Source organism: Lysinibacillus sp. NPDC097231 (genome assembly GCF_044761885.1).
Classification (GTDB): domain Bacteria; phylum Bacillota; class Bacilli; order Bacillales_A; family Planococcaceae; genus Lysinibacillus.
This window is the reverse complement of the sequence record NZ_JBIWDH010000001.1, coordinates 263,515-282,389: the sequence shown is the minus strand read 5'-3', so window position 1 is coordinate 282,389 and position 18,875 is coordinate 263,515. Positions and strand designations below refer to the sequence as shown.

17 protein-coding genes are annotated in these 18,875 nt (G+C 38.7%); 16 read left to right on the top strand and 1 reads right to left on the bottom strand.

The genetic code is table 11. The features are described 5' to 3' along the window. Positions 1-27 precede the first annotated feature (27 nt). From lspA to pyrE, 12 genes are all read left to right on the top strand, one after another. A complete protein-coding gene (gene lspA / locus ACIQXF_RS01400) occupies positions 28-507 on the top strand; it encodes a signal peptidase II (RefSeq protein WP_402778054.1) in 480 nt (159 codons plus the stop codon). Then, positions 504-1,415: an RluA family pseudouridine synthase gene (locus ACIQXF_RS01395; protein WP_402778051.1), complete on the top strand. Its 912-nt coding sequence runs from the start codon at positions 504-506 to the stop codon at positions 1,413-1,415. Before lspA ends, ACIQXF_RS01395 begins: the two co-directional genes overlap by 4 nt. A gap of 241 nt (positions 1,416-1,656) precedes the next feature. Continuing rightward, entirely contained in the window at positions 1,657-2,199 is a 543-nt protein-coding gene (pyrR, locus tag ACIQXF_RS01390) for a bifunctional pyr operon transcriptional regulator/uracil phosphoribosyltransferase PyrR (RefSeq protein ID WP_402778048.1), read from the top strand. 20 nt (positions 2,200-2,219) lie between these two features. After that, a complete protein-coding gene (locus ACIQXF_RS01385; RefSeq protein WP_402778045.1) occupies positions 2,220-3,509 on the top strand; it encodes a uracil-xanthine permease family protein in 1,290 nt (429 codons plus the stop codon). 216 nt (positions 3,510-3,725) lie between these two features. Beyond that, positions 3,726-4,604: an aspartate carbamoyltransferase catalytic subunit gene (locus tag ACIQXF_RS01380; protein ID WP_402778271.1), complete on the top strand. Its 879-nt coding sequence runs from the start codon at positions 3,726-3,728 to the stop codon at positions 4,602-4,604. A gap of 1 nt (position 4,605) precedes the next feature. After that, complete coding sequence (locus tag ACIQXF_RS01375; RefSeq protein WP_402778042.1) at positions 4,606-5,883, top strand: dihydroorotase; 1,278 nt, start codon at positions 4,606-4,608, stop codon at positions 5,881-5,883. Then, a complete protein-coding gene (locus tag ACIQXF_RS01370; RefSeq protein WP_402778039.1) occupies positions 5,883-6,983 on the top strand; it encodes a carbamoyl phosphate synthase small subunit in 1,101 nt (366 codons plus the stop codon). Before ACIQXF_RS01375 ends, ACIQXF_RS01370 begins: the two co-directional genes overlap by 1 nt. Next, a complete protein-coding gene (carB, locus tag ACIQXF_RS01365; RefSeq protein WP_402778036.1) occupies positions 6,976-10,173 on the top strand; it encodes a carbamoyl-phosphate synthase large subunit in 3,198 nt (1,065 codons plus the stop codon). The genes ACIQXF_RS01370 and carB overlap by 8 nt, the downstream gene beginning before the upstream one ends. Position 10,174: 1 nt before the next feature. Next, entirely contained in the window at positions 10,175-10,948 is a 774-nt protein-coding gene (locus tag ACIQXF_RS01360; protein WP_402778033.1) for a dihydroorotate dehydrogenase electron transfer subunit, read from the top strand. Continuing rightward, complete coding sequence (locus ACIQXF_RS01355; protein ID WP_402778030.1) at positions 10,945-11,859, top strand: dihydroorotate dehydrogenase; 915 nt, start codon at positions 10,945-10,947, stop codon at positions 11,857-11,859. Before ACIQXF_RS01360 ends, ACIQXF_RS01355 begins: the two co-directional genes overlap by 4 nt. After that, a complete protein-coding gene (gene pyrF / locus ACIQXF_RS01350) occupies positions 11,856-12,560 on the top strand; it encodes an orotidine-5'-phosphate decarboxylase (protein ID WP_402778027.1) in 705 nt (234 codons plus the stop codon). Before ACIQXF_RS01355 ends, pyrF begins: the two co-directional genes overlap by 4 nt. A 3-nt stretch (positions 12,561-12,563) precedes the next feature. After that, positions 12,564-13,193: an orotate phosphoribosyltransferase gene (gene pyrE, locus ACIQXF_RS01345; protein WP_402778024.1), complete on the top strand. Its 630-nt coding sequence runs from the start codon at positions 12,564-12,566 to the stop codon at positions 13,191-13,193. A 381-nt stretch (positions 13,194-13,574) separates the two neighbouring features. Here the strand turns inward: pyrE and ACIQXF_RS01340 are convergent, their stop codons facing one another. Then, positions 13,575-14,297: an MBL fold metallo-hydrolase gene (locus ACIQXF_RS01340; protein WP_402778022.1), complete on the bottom strand. Its 723-nt coding sequence runs from the start codon at positions 14,295-14,297 to the stop codon at positions 13,575-13,577. Between the two features lie 707 nt (positions 14,298-15,004). Between ACIQXF_RS01340 and ACIQXF_RS01335 the strand changes: the two genes are divergently transcribed. The 4 genes from ACIQXF_RS01335 to ACIQXF_RS01320 are packed head-to-tail and all read left to right on the top strand — an operon-like array spanning position 15,005 to position 18,864. Beyond that, positions 15,005-16,018: an ABC transporter ATP-binding protein gene (locus tag ACIQXF_RS01335; RefSeq protein WP_402778019.1), complete on the top strand. Its 1,014-nt coding sequence runs from the start codon at positions 15,005-15,007 to the stop codon at positions 16,016-16,018. Continuing rightward, on the top strand, positions 16,015-16,962 hold the full coding sequence (locus ACIQXF_RS01330; protein ID WP_402778016.1) for an ATP-binding cassette domain-containing protein: 948 nt from the start codon (positions 16,015-16,017) through the stop codon (positions 16,960-16,962). The genes ACIQXF_RS01335 and ACIQXF_RS01330 overlap by 4 nt, the downstream gene beginning before the upstream one ends. Position 16,963: 1 nt before the next feature. Continuing rightward, positions 16,964-17,926, top strand: a complete 963-nt coding sequence (gene opp4B / locus ACIQXF_RS01325) for an oligopeptide ABC transporter permease (RefSeq protein WP_402778013.1) — start codon at positions 16,964-16,966, stop codon at positions 17,924-17,926. A 35-nt stretch (positions 17,927-17,961) separates the two neighbouring features. Then, complete coding sequence (locus tag ACIQXF_RS01320) at positions 17,962-18,864, top strand: ABC transporter permease (RefSeq protein WP_402778011.1); 903 nt, start codon at positions 17,962-17,964, stop codon at positions 18,862-18,864. Positions 18,865-18,875: the final 11 nt, after the last annotated feature.

Here is an 18,875-nt window from a genome sequence, read left to right as displayed (position 1 = left end):
AGATGTTGAGCGAACGGAGGAATGTCTGTGTATAAATATTATGGATTGGCCGCATTCGTGATTCTTTTAGATCAATGGACAAAATGGCTAATTGTAAAAAATATGGAGTTACGTGAACGGATTTCTGTATGGGATCCATGGTTTGGGATATTGTCTCATCGAAATAAGGGAGCAGCATGGGGTATGCTAGAAGGACAGATGTGGTTATTTAGCATTGTCACAATAGGTGTTATTTGTGCCATCCTTTATTTTTATCATAAAGAAGCCAAGGGTAAACCTATTTTTCAAGTAGGCTTAATGCTTTTATTAGGCGGAGCTGTCGGTAATTTTATTGATCGTTTATTTAGAGGCGAAGTGGTTGATTTTGTGAATGTACTAATTCCAGTCATTAATTATGATTTCCCAATCTTTAATATCGCAGATGCAGCTTTAACGATTGCGGTAGTCGTATTAATGATTGGTTTAATCGTTGAAGATAAAAAAGAAAAGAGACAGGTGAAACAATGACGCAAGTATCATATACAATGGAAGAACAGCAACAGGGAGAGCGCATTGACAAGGCACTTTCTAACGTGCAATCAGAATGGTCGCGCACACAAATTGGGAATTGGATTACTGAGGGTATTGTCAAAGTAAATGGCGAATCTGTAAAGGCAAAGTATAAAGTTAAAGTCGGCGATATTGTAGAAATTGATGTCCCAGAAGCAGAGCCATTAGATGTTATTGCTGAAAAATTAGACATTGATATTGTCTACGAAGATGCAGATGTTCTTGTGGTGAATAAACCAAAGGGTATGGTTGTACATCCAGCGCCTGGACATATGACAGGTACTCTTGTAAACGGCTTAATGTATCATTGTAATGATTTATCAGGCATTAATGGCGTTATGCGTCCGGGAATTGTCCATCGTATTGATAAAGATACTTCAGGATTATTAATGGTCGCTAAAAATGATGTGGCCCATGAATCATTAGTGAATCAGCTAGTCAATAAAACGGTAACACGTAAGTATACTGCACTTGTGCATGGACATATTGCTCATGATAAAGGAACAATTGATGCTCCTATTGGTCGAGACCAAAAAGATCGTCAAAAACAAGCGGTTGTCGACAACGGTAAACATGCAGTAACCCACTTCCAAGTTATCGAACGCTTTGGCGATTATACACTAGTGGAATGTCGTTTAGAAACAGGACGAACTCATCAGATTCGTGTGCATATGAATTATATCGGCTATCCACTCGTTGGTGATCCAAAATATGGGCCAAAGAAGACATTAGAATTTGGTGGACAAGTACTGCACGCAGGTATTTTAGGCTTCGATCATCCTACATCAGGTGAATATTTAGAGTTTGAGGCACCACTTCCTGCTGATTACGAACAATTATTAAATGATTTAAGAAATAGGCATTGACGTTTAGTAAAAGAAGGTCTATACTAACGAAAGTGAATGAACTACTAAACAAAATATTCACCTTTAATGGCAGTCCAGAGAGGCTGAGAAGGTACATGTGATAGTGTTGCAAAAATTTGTGCTGCAAATTTTTCAACATGCTTTTTAAACACGTATTCAACCCTCTCAGGCTATTCGCCTCGAGAGGTTTTTTTATGGACACATGACCAACAATAGATAAAGAGAGGAGGAGGAAACTTACATGACGCAAAATGAACTATTAGACGGCCCGTCTATGGCAAGGGCATTGACACGCATTGCCCATGAGATTATCGAACGTAATAAAGGAATCGACGAATGTATTTTAGTTGGCATTAAAACAAGAGGTGCTTTTCTTGCAAAACGCTTGGCAGAAAGAATTGAAAAAATTGAAGGTAAACCAATTCGTACTGGGGAGCTTGATATTACCCTTTATCGGGATGATTTATCGACAAAACATGAAAATGAACAAGCGCACGTTGAGCAAGTAGATATTGATTATGTTGTTGCTAATCAAAAGATCATTCTAGTTGATGATGTCTTATATACAGGGCGTACAGTACGCGCAGCGCTAGATGCGATCATGGATTTAGGACGACCTGCTCAAATTCAACTTGCAGTTCTTATCGACAGAGGTCATAGAGAGCTTCCAATAAGAGCTGATTATGTTGGTAAAAATGTTCCGACATCTGGAGTAGAGCGTATTGTCGTGAATTTACAAGAGGTAGACGGAGAAGATTACGTCATTATTTTTAAAGAAGACTAACTATAAAGTGAGGAAACAATATGTCAAATGCTGTATTAGATATTAAGGATAAACCGACCCCAGTCCAACTGGTGACATTAAGTTTCCAACATATGTTTGCCATGTTTGGGTCAACAATTTTAGTCCCGCAGTTGGTAGGACTGAGCCCAGCTATCGCCCTTTTAACGAGTGGAATTGCAACCTTATTCTTCTTACTGATTACGAAGTTTCAAGTGCCAGCATATTTAGGGTCATCCTTTGCATTTATTGCCCCAATTATCCTTGCGACAAAAACTGGCGGCGTAGGAAGTGCAATGATTGGTGCTATGGCAGTCGGGATTACATATGGTATTGTATCCCTTGTCATTTGGAAAAGTGGCTATAAGTGGATCATGAAAATTTTGCCGCCGATTGTAGTAGGTCCTGTTATCATGGTAATTGGTCTTGGATTATCAGGCACAGCGGTTAATATGGCGATGAATGTAGACGGTGAGTATAGCTTTTTACACTTCTCAGCAGCGTTAGTAACATTATTTACAGCGATTATTTTCACGATTTTCTTTAGAGGGATTTTAAGTACAATGCCAATCTTAATTGGCTTAATTGTTGGGTATGTATATTCAATGATCATCGGTATCGTTGATTATTCACCAATTGCTAAAGCAGATTTCTTTGCACTCCCTGACTTCTTAATACCAGGTGTTCACTATGACTTTGAAATTACAACAAAACTACTACTGACAATGGTGCCAATCGTTATCGTAACCATCTCAGAACATATTGGTCACCAATTAGTTTTAGGTAAAGTTGTCAATCGAGATTATATTAAAGAACCGGGTTTACATCGTTCTCTATTAGGGGATGGACTTGGAACATTCATCAGTGCATTGATTGGTGGTCCACCGAAAACAACTTACGGTGAAAACATCGGCGTTCTTGCTATCACTCGTGTTTACAGTGTGTATGTAATTGCAGGTGCAGCAGTTGTAGCAGTATTACTTTCATTCTTCGGGAAAGCAATGGCAGTTATTGCAACGATTCCAACATCTGTACTTGGTGGGGTTTCTATCTTACTCTTCGGTATCATTGCCGCTAGTGGATTAAGAATGCTAGTTGATAATCATATCGACTTCGGAAATAGTCGTAACTTAGTGATTGCCTCTGTTATCTTAGTAATCGGCATTGGTGGCGCGAAGTTTGTAATTTCTGAATCACTAAGTATCGAAGGTATGGCATTAGCAGCGATTATCGGTGTTCTTTTAAACGCCATCCTACCAGGTAAAAAAGAAGCGGATATACCAGTATCATATAAACAAAATGAAAATTCATAGTAGTACCTTTTAATGAATTGTCCAGAGAGGCAAAAAAAGGGAAGTCGTGGACAGGTTAAGCGTAGGAATGTACCCTGCTTTAGTTTGTCACGCCTCCTTATGCCTCGTTGATGACATCAGCGGGGCTTTTTTATCGCAATTACGCCTTGGCGTAATTGATTTAAGAGAACGTCATACATAGACGTTCATGACACACAACTCAATGGAGGTCACATGATGAAGAACTTATTATCGATGGAACATTTAACAACAGAAGAAATCAACCACATCCTAGATCGTGCTCAAGCTTTTGAAAATGGTGAAGCATCATCGTTATCTCAAACTTACAACATTGCAAACTTATTTTTTGAACCAAGTACCCGGACAAAAACGAGCTTTGAAATGGCCGAGCGCAAAATTGGCTGTAACGTTATCCCATTTGATGCTGGTTTTTCGAGTGTTACAAAAGGGGAAACAATGTACGATACTGTTAAAACGTTAGAGATGATAGGCATGGATGCAGTTGTCATTCGAGCAACTGAAGATGAATATTACAATGAGCTTCTGGAAGGCATAAATGTTGCAATCATTAACGCTGGTGATGGGGCAGGCCAACATCCATCACAATCATTACTGGATCTTTATACAATCAAAAAAGAGTTTGGTTCATTTGAGGGGTTGAATGTGACAATCGCTGGAGATATATCTCATAGCCGTGTAGCAAAATCGAATGCGTCCGCATTACAACGCCTTGGGGCAAATGTTCATTTCCTTTGTCCAGAAGAGTGGGGAGGCGGTTTCGAAGCACATCATTCTTGGGATGATTTAATCGAAATAAGCGATGTTATTATGTTACTTCGTGTACAACATGAACGTCATAAGGTTAATAAAAGCTTCTCAAAAGAGAGCTATCATACAGAGTACGGTTTAACGATTGAACGTGAAAAACAAATGAAGGAAAGAGCGATTATCATGCATCCAGCACCGGTCAATCGTGATGTAGAAATTGCTTCAGAGCTAGTAGAGTGCGAGCGTTCTCGAATTTTCGAGCAGGTTCGAAATGGTGTATATACACGCATGGCAATTGTCGAAACAATTTTAAAGGGGAGAGAATAACATGACAAAGGTTCTTCAAAATGTACAAATGTTAAATGAACAAGGCGAGCTACAAATTGTAAATATCGCTATGGCAGAAGGCAAAATTACTGCAATCGGACAAGATGTAACTGTAGCAGACGCTGAAATTATTGAAGGAAATGGTTTTGTTGTTGCACCAGGCTTTGTCGATGTCCACACTCATTTACGTGAGCCAGGCTTTGAACATAAAGAAACAATTGCTACTGGTTCAGCTTCAGCAGCAAAAGGCGGCTTCACAACAATTTGTGCGATGCCAAATACAAAACCAGTACCAGATTCTGTAGAAAACATGCAGTTGATTAATGGTCTTATTAAAGAAAGTGCAGCTATTCGAGTGCTTCCATACGGATCACTTACAAAGGACATTTCAGGTGAAGTTCGTACAAATATTGAAGAATTAAAAGCACATGGAGCTGTTGCATTTTCAGATGATGGTGTTGGTATCCAGCTTGCGTCAACAATGTATGAACAAATGAAGGATGCAGCACAGCATGATATGGTAGTTGTGGCGCACTGTGAAGATAACTCATTAATTTACGATGGTGTCATGCATGAAGGAAAGCGTAATAAAGAGCTTGGCCTACCAGGAATTCCATCGATTTGTGAATCTGTTCAAATTGCGCGTGATGTGCTACTAGCAGAAGCAGCTGGCGCACGCTATCACGTTTGTCATGTTTCAACTAAGGAATCTGTACGTGCAGTACGAGATGCTAAAGCGGCAGGCATTCGAGTAACTGCTGAAGTTTGTCCGCATCATTTATTACTTGAAGAAATGGATATTCCATCAGATGATGCAAACTGGAAAATGAACCCGCCATTACGCGGTGCAGATGATAAAGACTCTCTACATGCAGCGCTTCTTGATGGCACGATCGACTGTATCGCTACAGATCATGCACCACATACAGTGGAAGAAAAATGTTGTGGCATGGTTGGAGCACCGTTTGGCATTGTAGGTTTTGAAACAGCATTCCCACTACTATACACTCAGTTCGTAGAAACAGGGAAATGGACGTTAAAACAGTTGATTGACTGGATGTCAGTAAAGGCAGCACAAATTTTTGATCTACCATATGGCACATTAGAAGTTGGATCTTCTGCAGATATGATTTTAATAGATTTAAATAAAGAACAAACAATTGATGCAGAGGGCTTTGTATCAAAAGGGCGCAATACACCATTCAATGGTTGGGTTGCAAAAGGATGGCCAGTCCTTACAATTTTCGAAGGCAATATCGTATACCAGGAGGCAGAGTAATGAAAAAACGTTTACTTATTTTAGAAGATGGCACAGTATTTACAGGTACAGCGTTCGGTAGCGAGCGAGCTTCACAAGGTGAGGTTGTATTCACAACAGGGATGACAGGTTATCAGGAAACAATTTCAGACCCTTCATTCTACGGACAAATCGTAACGTTAACTTATCCTTTAATTGGTAATTATGGTATTAACCGTGATGATTTTGAATCGATCACACCAGCTATTCGTGGATTTGTAGTTCGTGAATTAGCAAAAACACCTTCAAACTTCCGCTGTGACTTAACAGTTGATGAGTACTTAACATCAAAGGATATCCCAGGGATTGAAGGAATCGATACACGAAAATTAACTCGTATTATTCGCAGCAAAGGGTCAGTAAAGGCTATTTTAACAGCGGCTGATGAAGAAGTGGATGTGGATGAAATCGTAGCAAAATTACAGGCAACACCAGCGATTACTCACCATGTACGTGAGGTAACGCCGAAAGCAGCTTACCCATCACCAGGTCGTGGCAAACGTGTAGTTTTAATTGACTATGGTATGAAACACGGTATTCTTCGTGAGTTAAACAAACGTGATTGTGATGTGCTTGTTGTACCTTACAATACGCCAGCAGAGGAAATTTTAGCGTGGCATCCAGATGGAATCATGCTTTCAAACGGTCCAGGTAACCCTGAAGATGTACAAGAAGGTATTGAAACAGTTCGTAATTTAATCGGACAAGTGCCGATGTTCGGTATTTGCTTAGGCCACCAAATTTTCTCTTTAGCAAGTGGTGCACGAAGCTTCAAATTACCATTCGGTCACCGCGGTGGAAACCATCCAGTAAAAGATTTACGTACTGGCCGTACTGATTTAACATCTCAAAATCACGGCTATGCAATCGATATCGATTCATTAAAAGATACAGATTTAGAATTAACACATATCGCATTAAATGATGGTACTTGTGAAGGTGTGCGTCACAAGAAATATCCAATCTTCACAGTGCAATATCACCCAGAAGCATCACCAGGACCAGAGGATTCAAATCACTTATTTGATGAATTTATCGAAATGATGGAAGTAGAAGCAGGGAAGGGGAAACAACATGCCTAAACGTACAGATATTGAAACTATTTTAGTAATCGGATCAGGTCCAATCGTGATCGGACAAGCAGCAGAATTTGACTACGCAGGAACACAAGCTTGTCTTTCATTAAAAGAAGAAGGCTATCGCGTTATCTTAATTAACTCAAACCCTGCGACAATTATGACAGATACAGAAATTGCCGACAAAGTATATATTGAGCCAATTACACTTGAGTTCGTATCACGAATTTTACGTAAAGAGCGTCCAGATGCCATCCTACCAACACTTGGTGGTCAAACGGGTCTGAATATGGCGATTGAATTAGATAAATCAGGAATTCTAGATGAACTTAGTATTGAAATTCTTGGTACAAAATTAGAGGCTATCCATAAAGCAGAAGACCGTGATTTATTCCGTAATTTAATGTATGAGCTAGGGGCACCAGTACCCGAATCAGATATTATCCATAACTTAGACGAAGCGAAAAACTTTGTAGCGAAAATTGGCTACCCAGTAATCGTTCGCCCTGCCTTCACACTTGGTGGTACAGGCGGCGGTATTTGCTACAACGATCAAGATCTGGAAGAGATTGTGACATCTGGTCTAAAATATTCTCCAGTAACACAATGCTTACTAGAAAAATCAATTGCGGGTTATAAAGAAATCGAATATGAAGTAATGCGTGATGCGGCAGACAACGCAATCGTTGTATGTAACATGGAAAACGTTGACCCTGTTGGTATTCATACAGGTGACTCCATCGTAGTAGCACCTACGCAAACACTTTCAGATCGTGAAAACCAAATGCTACGTAATATCTCTTTAGATATTATCCGTGCACTAAAAATTGAAGGCGGCTGTAACGTACAATTAGCCCTTGACCCATACAGCTTTAATTATTATGTGATTGAAGTAAACCCTCGTGTATCACGTTCATCAGCGTTAGCGTCAAAAGCAACAGGCTATCCAATTGCAAAGCTAGCAGCAAAAATTGCAGTCGGTTTAACGTTAGATGAAATTAAAAACCCGGTAACAGGCTCTACGTATGCTTGTTTCGAGCCAGCTCTAGACTACATCGTAGCAAAAATTCCACGCTGGCCATTCGATAAATTCGAATCAGCAAAGCGTAATCTTGGTACACAAATGAAAGCGACTGGTGAGGTAATGGCACTTGGTCGTACGTTTGAGGAAGCTATGCTAAAAGCGGTGCGCTCTCTTGAAACAGGTCAAGTTCACTTAGAGCTTAAACATGCAGAAGAAAACTCTGATTCTTGGATTGAAAAACGTATTCGTAAAGCAGGTGACGAGCGACTATTCTTCATCGGTGAAGCACTGCGTCGTGGTGTGACAATCGAACAAATCCATGAGTGGTCTGAAATCGACTTATTCTTCTTAAATAAATTCAAAAACATCGTAGATATGGAGCAAACACTTGCTGACAATAAAAACGATAAAGACGTATTACGTACAGCAAAACGTCTAGGCTTTGCGGATAAGAAAATTGCAGAGCTTTGGGAAACAACACCAGAAGAAGTTTACGCATATCGTAAAGAACATGGCATTATCCCAGTATATAAAATGGTTGATACATGTGCAGCAGAGTTTGAATCTGAAACACCTTACTTCTATGGAACGTATGAGGAAGAAAACGAATCCATTAAATCAGACAAGCCATCAGTTGTTGTACTTGGCTCAGGTCCAATCCGTATTGGTCAAGGAGTAGAATTCGACTACGCTACAGTACACTCAGTATGGGCAATTCAAGAAGCTGGTTACGAAGCAATTATCATTAATTCAAATCCAGAAACAGTATCAACTGACTTCTCGATTTCAGATAAATTATACTTCGAGCCATTAACGATTGAGGATGTTATGCATATTATCGACCTGGAGCAACCAATCGGTGTGGTTGTTCAATTCGGTGGTCAAACAGCCATTAACCTTGCTGATAAATTAGAGGCAAATGGCGTGAAAATTTTAGGTACATCCCTTGAAGATATCGACCGTGCAGAAAACCGAGACAAATTTGAGCAAGCATTGCGTGATATGGACATTCCACAGCCACAAGGTGAAACAGCTATCTCAACAGAGGAAGCAATTGCTATAGGTGAACGTCTAGGCTTCCCTGTGTTAGTTCGTCCGTCATATGTACTAGGTGGACGTGCGATGGAAATAGTCTACAACCAAGAAGAATTACAACACTATATGGAAAATGCTGTAGAAGCATCTCCTGATCATCCAGTATTAGTTGACCGCTACTTAACTGGTCAAGAAATCGAAGTAGATGCAATTTGTGATGGTGAAAATGTTTTAATTCCAGGTATCATGGAGCATATCGAGCGTGCAGGTGTTCACTCTGGTGACTCCATCTCTGTATATCCACCACAAAAATTAACTCAAGTTCAAAAAGATACTTTAGTGGATTATACAACTCGCCTTGCAAAAGGTCTTGGAATCATAGGCTTAATGAACATCCAATATGTTATTTCACAAGGTGAAGTGTATGTCATCGAGGTTAACCCACGTTCATCTCGTACAGTACCGTTCTTAAGTAAAATTACAAACATCCCAATGGCGAATATTGCAACAAAAGCGATTCTTGGTAAATCAATCATCGAACAAGGCTATCCAACAGGTTTAGCAGCTGAACAAAAAGGTGTGTTCGTAAAAGTACCAGTGTTCTCATTCGCTAAATTACGCCGTGTAGACATCACTTTAGGACCTGAAATGAAATCAACAGGTGAAGTAATGGGGAAAGATGCAACATTAGAAAAAGCACTTTACAAAGGCTTAGTTGCAGCAGGTATGGAAATTCGCACAGAAGGGACAGTATTGTTTACTGTGTCCGATAAAGATAAAGAGGAAGCAATTGCACTTGCAAAACGCTTCTCAACAGTAGGTTATCGTATTGTCGCTACTGAAGGTACAGCCAAAGCGTTTGAAGCAGCAGGCGTACGCACAGATGTGGTTGGCAAAATCGGTGCAAAAGGTCAAACATTAATCGATTTAATACAAAACGGGGAAGCGCAGCTTGTTGTCAACACTTTAACGAAAGGTAAGCAACCGGCACGTGATGGCTTCAGAATCCGTCGTGAGTCTGTAGAAAACGGCGTACCTTGCTTAACTTCATTAGACACAGCAGAAGCGATGGTCCGAGTTATTGAATCAATGACATTCACAGCAGAACAAATGCCAAAAGCGGAGGTAGTACACTAATATGATTCGTCAAGAGAAAATGACGGTCGTCTCTCAAAAGCAAATTGCGACAAACATTTTCGAATTGACACTTCGTGGTGAACTGGTTCAGGATATGACTCCTGGCCAGTTTGTCCATGTAAAGGTGTCAGATTCATTGGAGCCGCTTTTACGTCGACCAATAAGTATTGCAAATATAGATAAAGACAATAACGAGTTTACGATGATTTATCGTGCGGAGGGTCGCGGAACAAAAGTTTTAGCGACGAATCGTGAAGGACAGCTTGTCAATGTACTCGGTCCAATTGGAAATGGATTCCCTGTAGACGCTGTAAAAGAGGGAGGTACAGCTCTTTTAGTTGGCGGAGGAATCGGTGTACCACCGTTACATGAGCTATCGAAGCAATTGAAGGCACGTGGTGTTAAAACAATTCATGTGCTAGGCTTTCAATCAGAAGATGTATGCTTTTATGAGGAACAATTCAATGCCCTTGGAGAGACGCATTATGTAACAGTTGACGGCTCTAAAGGGACAAAGGGCTTTGTCACGAATGTTTTAGAGTCACGAGCACCTGAATTCGATGTCTTTTATTCTTGCGGTCCGCTACCAATGTTAAAAGCACTTGAAGGCTTTTATCCAGACAAAGAAGGGTATTTATCATTTGAAGAGCGTATGGGCTGCGGTATCGGCGCTTGCTTTGCTTGTGTATGTAAAACAACGGATCAAGTAGCAAAAGACTATGTCAAAGTATGCTCTGACGGTCCAGTTTTCCCGAAAGGTACGGTGGCATTATGAGTCGATTAACTATCCAATTACCAGGCCTAGATTTAAAAAATCCAATAATGCCAGCTTCCGGCTGCTTTGGCTTTGGTCGTGAATATGCCCAGCTTTATGATTTATCAAAGCTTGGCGCTATAATGATTAAAGCTACGACTGTCGAAACGCGTCCTGGCAATCCAACGCCACGTGTAGCTGAAACAGCAGCAGGGATGTTGAATGCAATTGGCTTACAGAATCCCGGCATTGAAAAAGTAATGAATGAAGAATTGAAGTTTCTAGAAGCGTATGATGTGCCAATCATTGCAAATGTTGCTGGTACGGAAACAGAAGATTACGTGGAAGTAGCACGACGTATTTCAACTTCACCAAATGTTAAAGCATTAGAGCTTAACATTTCTTGCCCGAACGTCAAGTGTGGTGGTATTCAATTTGGTACAGATCCTGCAACAGCACGCGAGCTAGTGAAAGCTGTCAAAGCCGTTTCTGAAGTCCCTGTATACGTAAAGCTATCTCCTAACGTAACGAATATCGTAGAAATTGCACAAGCTGTTGAAGCGGGCGGTGCAGATGGCATTACAATGATTAATACACTAATCGGTATGCGTTTAGACGAGCGTACAGGTAAGCCAGTGATTGCCAATGGTACAGGTGGCCTGTCTGGACCTGCTGTAAAGCCCGTTGCAATTCGTATGGTCTATGAGGTATATAAGGCAGTCAATATTCCGATTATTGGGATGGGCGGCGTGACAGAAGCGCAAGACGTTATCGATTTTATGTCCGCTGGTGCATCTGCCGTTGCTGTTGGGACAGCAAACTTTGTAGATCACTTCGTTTGTCCAAATATTATTGATGAATTGCCAGCAAAGCTCGATAAATTAGGAGTAAAACATATTTCAGAAATTATCGGAAGGAGCCATCGTTCATGAATACAAAACCGATACTTGCCCTAGATTTTCCTGGAGAAGCAGAAGTTTTTAGTTTTCTAAAGCATTTTAATGAGCCTCTTTTCGTGAAAATTGGTATGGAATTATATATGCAGGAAGGGCCAGACATTGTACGTAAGGTAAAGGATCTAGGCCATGATATTTTCCTTGATTTAAAGCTACATGATATTCCTAATACAGTTGGCTCTGCCATGAAGGGCTTAGCAAAATTAGGTGTAGATTTAGTCAATGTACATGCGGCGGGTGGCCGTCCGATGATGGAGGCAGCACTTGAGGGGCTTGAAGCAGGTACACCAGCAGGACGTGAACGTGCGGCATTAATTGCCGTAACACAGCTAACATCTACAACAGAAGAACAAATGCAGGCAGAGCAAAAAATTACTTTATCTTTACAAGAGTCTGTATTACATTATGCAAGCTTAACAAAACAAGCTGGCTTAAATGGTGTTGTTTGCTCCGTACATGAGGCAAAGGCTATTGCAGAATTGTGCGGTGAAGAGTTCTTACGCGTGACGCCTGGTATTCGTTTAGCAGGTGGTGACGCACACGATCAGAAACGCATTGCAACACCAGACGGCGCAAAACGTGATGGTTCGTCGTTAATCGTCGTTGGACGTGCCGTTACAGGTGCACAAGATCCAGTAGCAGCATATAAAATCGTAAGTGAATTATGGGAGGCATAAATTATGACATTACAAAATGAAATCGCACACGCTATGTTAAAGGTAGGCGCAGTAGAATTAAATCCAACAGACCTATTCACATGGGCTTCAGGCATTAAATCCCCAATCTACTGTGATACACGTCTGACAATTTCTGACCCTGTAATTCGTAAGCAATTAGCAAATGGTCTAGCATCTGTTATTAAAGAACACTTTGGTTCAACAGAAATCGTAGCAGGAACAGCAACAGCTGGCATTCCACATGCGGCTTGGGTAAGTGATATTTTAGAATTACCGATGGTTTATGTACGCTCTAAAGCAAAAGAGCATGGTCGTGGCAACCAAATAGAAGGAAAATACACAGCAGGTCAAAAAGTCGTTGTAGTAGAAGACATTGTTTCTACAGGCGGCTCATCCATTACAGCGGTAGAAGCCTTACGTGCAGCAGGCTGTGAAGTTTTAGGTGTTGTTTGTGTCTACACATACAACCTCCCACGTGCTGAGCAAGCATTTGATGAGGCAGGTATTAACTATGTATCGCTAACAAACTTTGATTTTTTAATTGAAGCAGCTAACGAATCTGGTGCTATTAAAGAGGCAGATATTCCATTCCTTAAAGAGTGGCATGCTAAATTAAAGGCTGGAGAGCTATAATTTCTAAAGATGGGGCTGGGACATAACTAAATGGTTCCTTCATAAAGCAGAGTAATCTCTAAATTAACAAAACAAAATAAATAGAAAAACCGAACTATTTCGAAACACTTCATAAGCGTTTTATTGGATAGTTCGGTTTTTTTTTGTTGGCTGAAACTCTTTTGTCCCAGCCTCATCTTTTTCAAAATTGAACACTAAAACCTTTGAAATTATGAATTCCTGTTCCGAATTTTATAAGATCCTCAGACCTCAACAGTTCAACTGCTTTTTTTATTCCTAATCAATTATGACTTGGCATAATTGCGTCCGGAATCGGCTTTGTGCTTGCACAAAGAACTCCTTCCTGATTCCGTGACATCCGCCGGAGGCTTTTAACTTCTTTCAGCGGGTGTCCAAACGCCTGCTGAAAGAAGTTAAAATAGAGGGATCGAGCCCTAAGGTATTATGAGATCCGTAAACTTTGGAAACGTTAGGTACATTAGCAATTTTCTCTAATGAATTTACTAAATCTACTGGATTAGTTGTAGGGAAAAAAGCGTAAATAGGAGTTTTATCGTAAAGTAAATCACCAGTAAATAAATACCCCGTTTTCTCATCAAAAATAGCAATATGCCCTGGTGAATGGCCAGGTGTATGCAATATAGTCAATTTTCTATTCCCAATATCAATAATATCTCCATCTTCTAAAACACCTGAAGGCTGCCCTTGAAAAGGTAGATATGTTTCAGGATTAAATGTATTGGGAGTGGGGATCGTTATATCACGGCTAACATCTTTTCTTATCTGTTCAATGGATAATTTTTTTATGCCATTTATCAACCAATCAGCCTCTTCTTTATGAACATAAATGTGTTCAAATTGCCCATGGCTACCAATATGATCCCAATGAACATGAGTAGTGAGGACGGTAATAGGTAAAGATGTTAGTTGATTACAGATTCTTTTTATATTATCGATACCTAAACCAGTATCAATGAGAGCGGATCTATCTTTCCCAATAAGTAAAAATGAGTGAACTTTTTCCCAATGTCCATATTCGCTTATTGCATACGTTTCTTCATTGATTTCTTCTACAGTAAACCAAGAATCTTTAATAGTAATCATTTAAATACTCTCCTTTTAAATTAATAGTAATCTATTTTAATAGACTTTTATTCGATTATTTAGCATATTTTAAATTTATTTCCACATATACTATATTGAAAGCGAATTATTTTTTAGAAAAAACATATTAAATGTAATTAAGAGGTACGTAAACAGTTAGGAAAAACGAAATAAAAAAATTGCTTTTTCAGTGTAGCAATAATGATTTTTTATTTTTAACACTTTAAACGGAAAAACTATTTGTTAAAAATAATAATAAAAAAATTTAAATATATTTATATGAATAAGAATTAATAATAAATAACCATTTTATAGAATTAATCAGTTTGTGAATATTATATTCGAATAATAAAAATAAAGGGGTGTATTTAGAGAGTAAAAAAAGAAGCAAACAATTAAGTAAAGAAAAATTCATGTTTATAAGATTGTTTAGTTAAGATGTATGGAGTTGATTTATTCATACTCTTGTAATTTTTTGAAAAAATCACTTGATTTAATGGGTTATATCCGGATAAAATAATATCACGATTAATTTTCAGATAATTCCAACGATGTTTTATCTATCTGGAAAAATAAAAAGTGTTAAAGATATGTAAAAATATAATATGGAGATATAAATGGGAATTGCTAATGAGAAATAATTCTGAAATAACTTTTAAAGCTAAGTATAATTATTTTTCAGAATATTGAATATGGGAGGGGATTGTTTGAATACAGCAAATGACTTATTAACCATTAGAAATTTGACTACAAGTTTTCGCATAAAAGAAACTTACCACGCAGCTGTAGATGATGTCTCACTTTCGCTTAAAAAGAATGAAGTATTAGCAATCGTTGGGGAATCGGGTTGTGGTAAAAGTACATTAGCAACTACCATTGTGGGCCTGTACAATACTGTAAACACAAAAGTTGCAGGTAAAATCCTTTATAATAATCAAAATTTAACGCAACTTAATGACGAGCAATTTAATAGGTTGCGTGGCAATCATTTTGGTTTTATTTTTCAAGATCCCCTTTCAGCTCTTAATCCATTAATGCGTATTGGAGAACAGATTGCAGAGGGGCTAATTTATCATACAAAGCTCTCCAAGCAGCAACGCGAGGAGAGAGTATTAGAGTTATTGAATCAAGTAGGCATCGTTAAACCAGAGCGTGTGGCAAGACAATTTCCACATCAATTGTCCGGAGGGATGCGCCAGCGTGTCGTGATTGCTATTGCATTGTCGTGTAAACCATCTATTTTAATTGCGGATGAACCGACAACGGCTTTAGATGTTACTATCCAAGCTCAAATACTTGACCTTTTAAAAGCACTACAGTCAGAAACAGAAACAGGTATTATCTTAATTACCCATGATTTAGGCGTTGTGGCAGAAATGGCTGATCGAGTGGCAGTTATGTATGCAGGTGAAGTAGTAGAAGAAGCACCTGTTCAGGAATTATTTAATAATGCTAAGCATCCTTATACTCGTTCTTTATTGAATTCTATTCCACAAACGCATAGTGAAAATGAAAGACTTGAAGTTATTCAAGGTATGGTGCCATCGCTGATGAATTTACCTAGAGAAGGCTGCAGATTTTCAGCGCGAATACCGTGGATAGATGCATCTGCACATGAAAGAAAACCACAATTGCATGAGATTGCACCAGGACATTTTGTTAGATGTACCTGCTGGAAACACTTTCATTTGGAAGGTGAAGAAGGAGGCGGGGCTGTATGAGTTTTATGCAAATTAATGATTTAAATGTTCATTACCCAATTCGAGGGGGCTTTTTTAATACAGTAATCGATAAGGTATATGCGGTTGATGGTGTCACAATGGAGTTTGAAAAAGGGAAAACATACAGTTTAGTAGGAGAATCAGGTTCTGGAAAATCGACAACAGGGAAGGCGATTATTGGTTTAGAAAAAATCACTTCAGGTCAAATTTTCTATGAAGGTGAGAATGTTACAAACCAGCGCAGAAATCGTTATTCAACTTATAACAAAGATATTCAAATGATTTTTCAAGATGTTCATTCAAGTATGAATCCTAGAAAACGTATATTAGACATTTTAGCAGAGCCTATTCGCAATTTTATGAAGCTTAGTGATCAAGAGGAACGTAAGCGCATTAAAGAGTTACTAGCGATAGTAGGTATGTCTGAAGATGTGTTATTAAAGTATCCACATGAATTTTCAGGTGGTCAAAAGCAACGTCTTGGAATCGCGCGTGCCGTTGCTTGTAATCCCAAAATGATTATTGCTGATGAACCTGTATCTGCACTGGATTTATCTGTACAAGCTCAGGTGCTAAATTTTATGAAAGACATTCAGAGTGAATTTGGACTTAGTTACTTATTTATTTCACATGACCTTGGTGTCGTGAAGCATATGTGTGATCACATAGCTATCATGTACAAAGGACGCTTTGTTGAAACAGGCACTCGACATGATATATACATGAAACCACAACATATTTATACAAAGCGCTTGTTATCAGCTATTCCAAATATTGAGCCAGAAACACGTTTAGAGCGTAAAATAGTACGTCAAAATGTCGAGGCCCATTATCAAAAAGAACAGTATAAATATTATGACGAGCATGGAAAAGTATACCCATTAAAATCCATTTCGGACACGCATGAAGTAGCGATGTCTGACATAGAAAGGGAGGGTATATAAAATGTGGAAAACAATTGTTAGACGTATATTACTGATGATTCCTCAGTTATTTGTATTAAGTCTGTTTATCTTCATATTGGCAAAACAAATGCCAGGAGATCCATTTACGGGGCTTATTACACCAGAGACAGATCCTGCAAGGATTGAGGAACTTCGTATAAAAGCAGGTTTTTATGACCCTTGGTATGTTCAATATTACCACTGGATTACAAACGCTTTTCAAGGTGATTTCGGACGAAGCTATACATATAAAATTGCTGTGTCCACACTTATTGGTGAGCGCGGATTAAATACATTCTGGCTTTCATTACTCAGTGCAATACTTGTATATTTGATTGCGATTCCATTAGGGGTGTTGGCAGGACGCTATCAAGAATCCTTTTTAGATAAATCTATCACCCTGTATAGTTTTATAAGTTATGCCATTCCAACTTTCGTATTATCACTAATTTTTGTATTTATTTTTGGCTATAGACTTATGTGGTTTCCAACTAGCGGGACAGTTGATGTAGGAGTTGAACCAGGAACAATGGCTTATTATTGGAGTAAAATCTATCATTTACTATTACCTGCTATTACTTACGGTATTTTAGGTACAACAGCCATTATTCAATATTTGCGCTCAGAAATTATAGATGCAAAAACACAGGATTATGTGAAAACAGCTCGAAGCAAAGGTGTCCCAATGCGAAAAGTCTATACTAGACATATTTTCCGTAATTCCTTACTACCAATCGCAGCTTTTTTAGGGTTTACAATAACGGGTTTATTAGGTGGCTCTATTTTTATTGAAACCATTTTTGGTTTCCCAGGAATGGGTCAGTTGTTTATCAATTCAATCATGAGTCGAGATTATAGTGTTATTACGGCGCTAGTTATGCTTTATGGCTTCTTAACATTATTAGGTAGTCTACTTTCTGATATTATTATGAGCATTGTTGATCCACGTATCCGCATAGACTAACTACTAAAATAATGTTTAAGGAGAGGTGAATTCAAATGGAACAACAGAATAATGAATTAGTCAAATTTGATAGCTCTCCGCCGACGGGAATGCAAGTCGTTTTACGAGAGTTTAAAAAAGATAAAGTAGCCATGATGTCCTTTGTTGGGATAACTTTTCTTATTGTTGTCATTTTAGGTGCTGCAATGTTTTTAAATCAAGAAGAAGTTTTAAAGATTAAACTGTTAGAGCGTTACACTGAGCCTGGTGTAAATGGTTATAGACTTGGAGCAGATGAAGCAGGCCGTGATATGCTTGGGCAACTAGTGATAGGGGCAAAGAATTCGATAGTAATTGCATTTGCCATTACTATCATTACTAGTGTCGCAGGGATAACTCTTGGCATTATCATGGGATATTACGGTGGTTTTGTTGATAATTTGTTTATGCGAATTATTGATTTCTTTATAACATTACCTAATCTAATGATTATTATTGTTTTTGTAACTATAATACCAAAATATGGTGTTATTGAATTAATTTTGATCATAAGTTTATTTCAATGGATGAGCACCGCGCGTTTAGTTCGAAGTAAAGCACTATCGGAGGGGCGGAGAGACTATGTAAGTGCATCTAAAACAATGGGGACTAGTAATTTCGTTATTATGTTTAAAGGAATTTTACCAAATTTAAGTTCTATTTTAATAGTTGAACTAACGTTGAACTTTGCTGGTAATGTTGGTATCGAAACAGGATTGTCCTTTTTAGGCTTTGGTTTACCGCCATCAACTCCGAGCTTGGGGACTCTTGTAAACTATGCTAGAAATCCAATCGTTTTATCAGAAAAATGGTGGGTATGGTTGCCCGCATCAATATTAATTTTAATCTTGATGCTTGGAATAAATTACGTCGGTCAAGCACTTCGTCGTGCAGCTGACGCAAAACAAAGAATAGGATAAAGGGGAGGATT

Bases quoted from the DNA above. Each gene is read 5' to 3' on its own strand.
- ACIQXF_RS01395 (WP_402778051.1), top strand. From the start codon at position 504: ATGACGCAAGTATCATATACAATGGAAGAACAGCAACAGGGAGAGCGC.
- opp4B (WP_402778013.1), top strand. From the start codon at position 16,964: ATGTGGAAAACAATTGTTAGACGTATATTACTGATGATTCCTCAGTTA.
- pyrF (WP_402778027.1), top strand. From the start codon at position 11,856: ATGAATACAAAACCGATACTTGCCCTAGATTTTCCTGGAGAAGCAGAA.
- pyrE (WP_402778024.1), top strand. From the start codon at position 12,564: ATGACATTACAAAATGAAATCGCACACGCTATGTTAAAGGTAGGCGCA.
- ACIQXF_RS01380 (WP_402778271.1), top strand. From the start codon at position 3,726: ATGAAGAACTTATTATCGATGGAACATTTAACAACAGAAGAAATCAAC.
- ACIQXF_RS01340 (WP_402778022.1), bottom strand. From the start codon at position 14,297: ATGATTACTATTAAAGATTCTTGGTTTACTGTAGAAGAAATCAATGAA.
- pyrR (WP_402778048.1), top strand. From the start codon at position 1,657: ATGACGCAAAATGAACTATTAGACGGCCCGTCTATGGCAAGGGCATTG.
- ACIQXF_RS01385 (WP_402778045.1), top strand. From the start codon at position 2,220: ATGTCAAATGCTGTATTAGATATTAAGGATAAACCGACCCCAGTCCAA.
- ACIQXF_RS01330 (WP_402778016.1), top strand. From the start codon at position 16,015: ATGAGTTTTATGCAAATTAATGATTTAAATGTTCATTACCCAATTCGA.
- ACIQXF_RS01355 (WP_402778030.1), top strand. From the start codon at position 10,945: ATGAGTCGATTAACTATCCAATTACCAGGCCTAGATTTAAAAAATCCA.
- ACIQXF_RS01370 (WP_402778039.1), top strand. From the start codon at position 5,883: ATGAAAAAACGTTTACTTATTTTAGAAGATGGCACAGTATTTACAGGT.
- ACIQXF_RS01360 (WP_402778033.1), top strand. From the start codon at position 10,175: ATGATTCGTCAAGAGAAAATGACGGTCGTCTCTCAAAAGCAAATTGCG.
- carB (WP_402778036.1), top strand. From the start codon at position 6,976: ATGCCTAAACGTACAGATATTGAAACTATTTTAGTAATCGGATCAGGT.
- ACIQXF_RS01375 (WP_402778042.1), top strand. From the start codon at position 4,606: ATGACAAAGGTTCTTCAAAATGTACAAATGTTAAATGAACAAGGCGAG.
- ACIQXF_RS01320 (WP_402778011.1), top strand. From the start codon at position 17,962: ATGGAACAACAGAATAATGAATTAGTCAAATTTGATAGCTCTCCGCCG.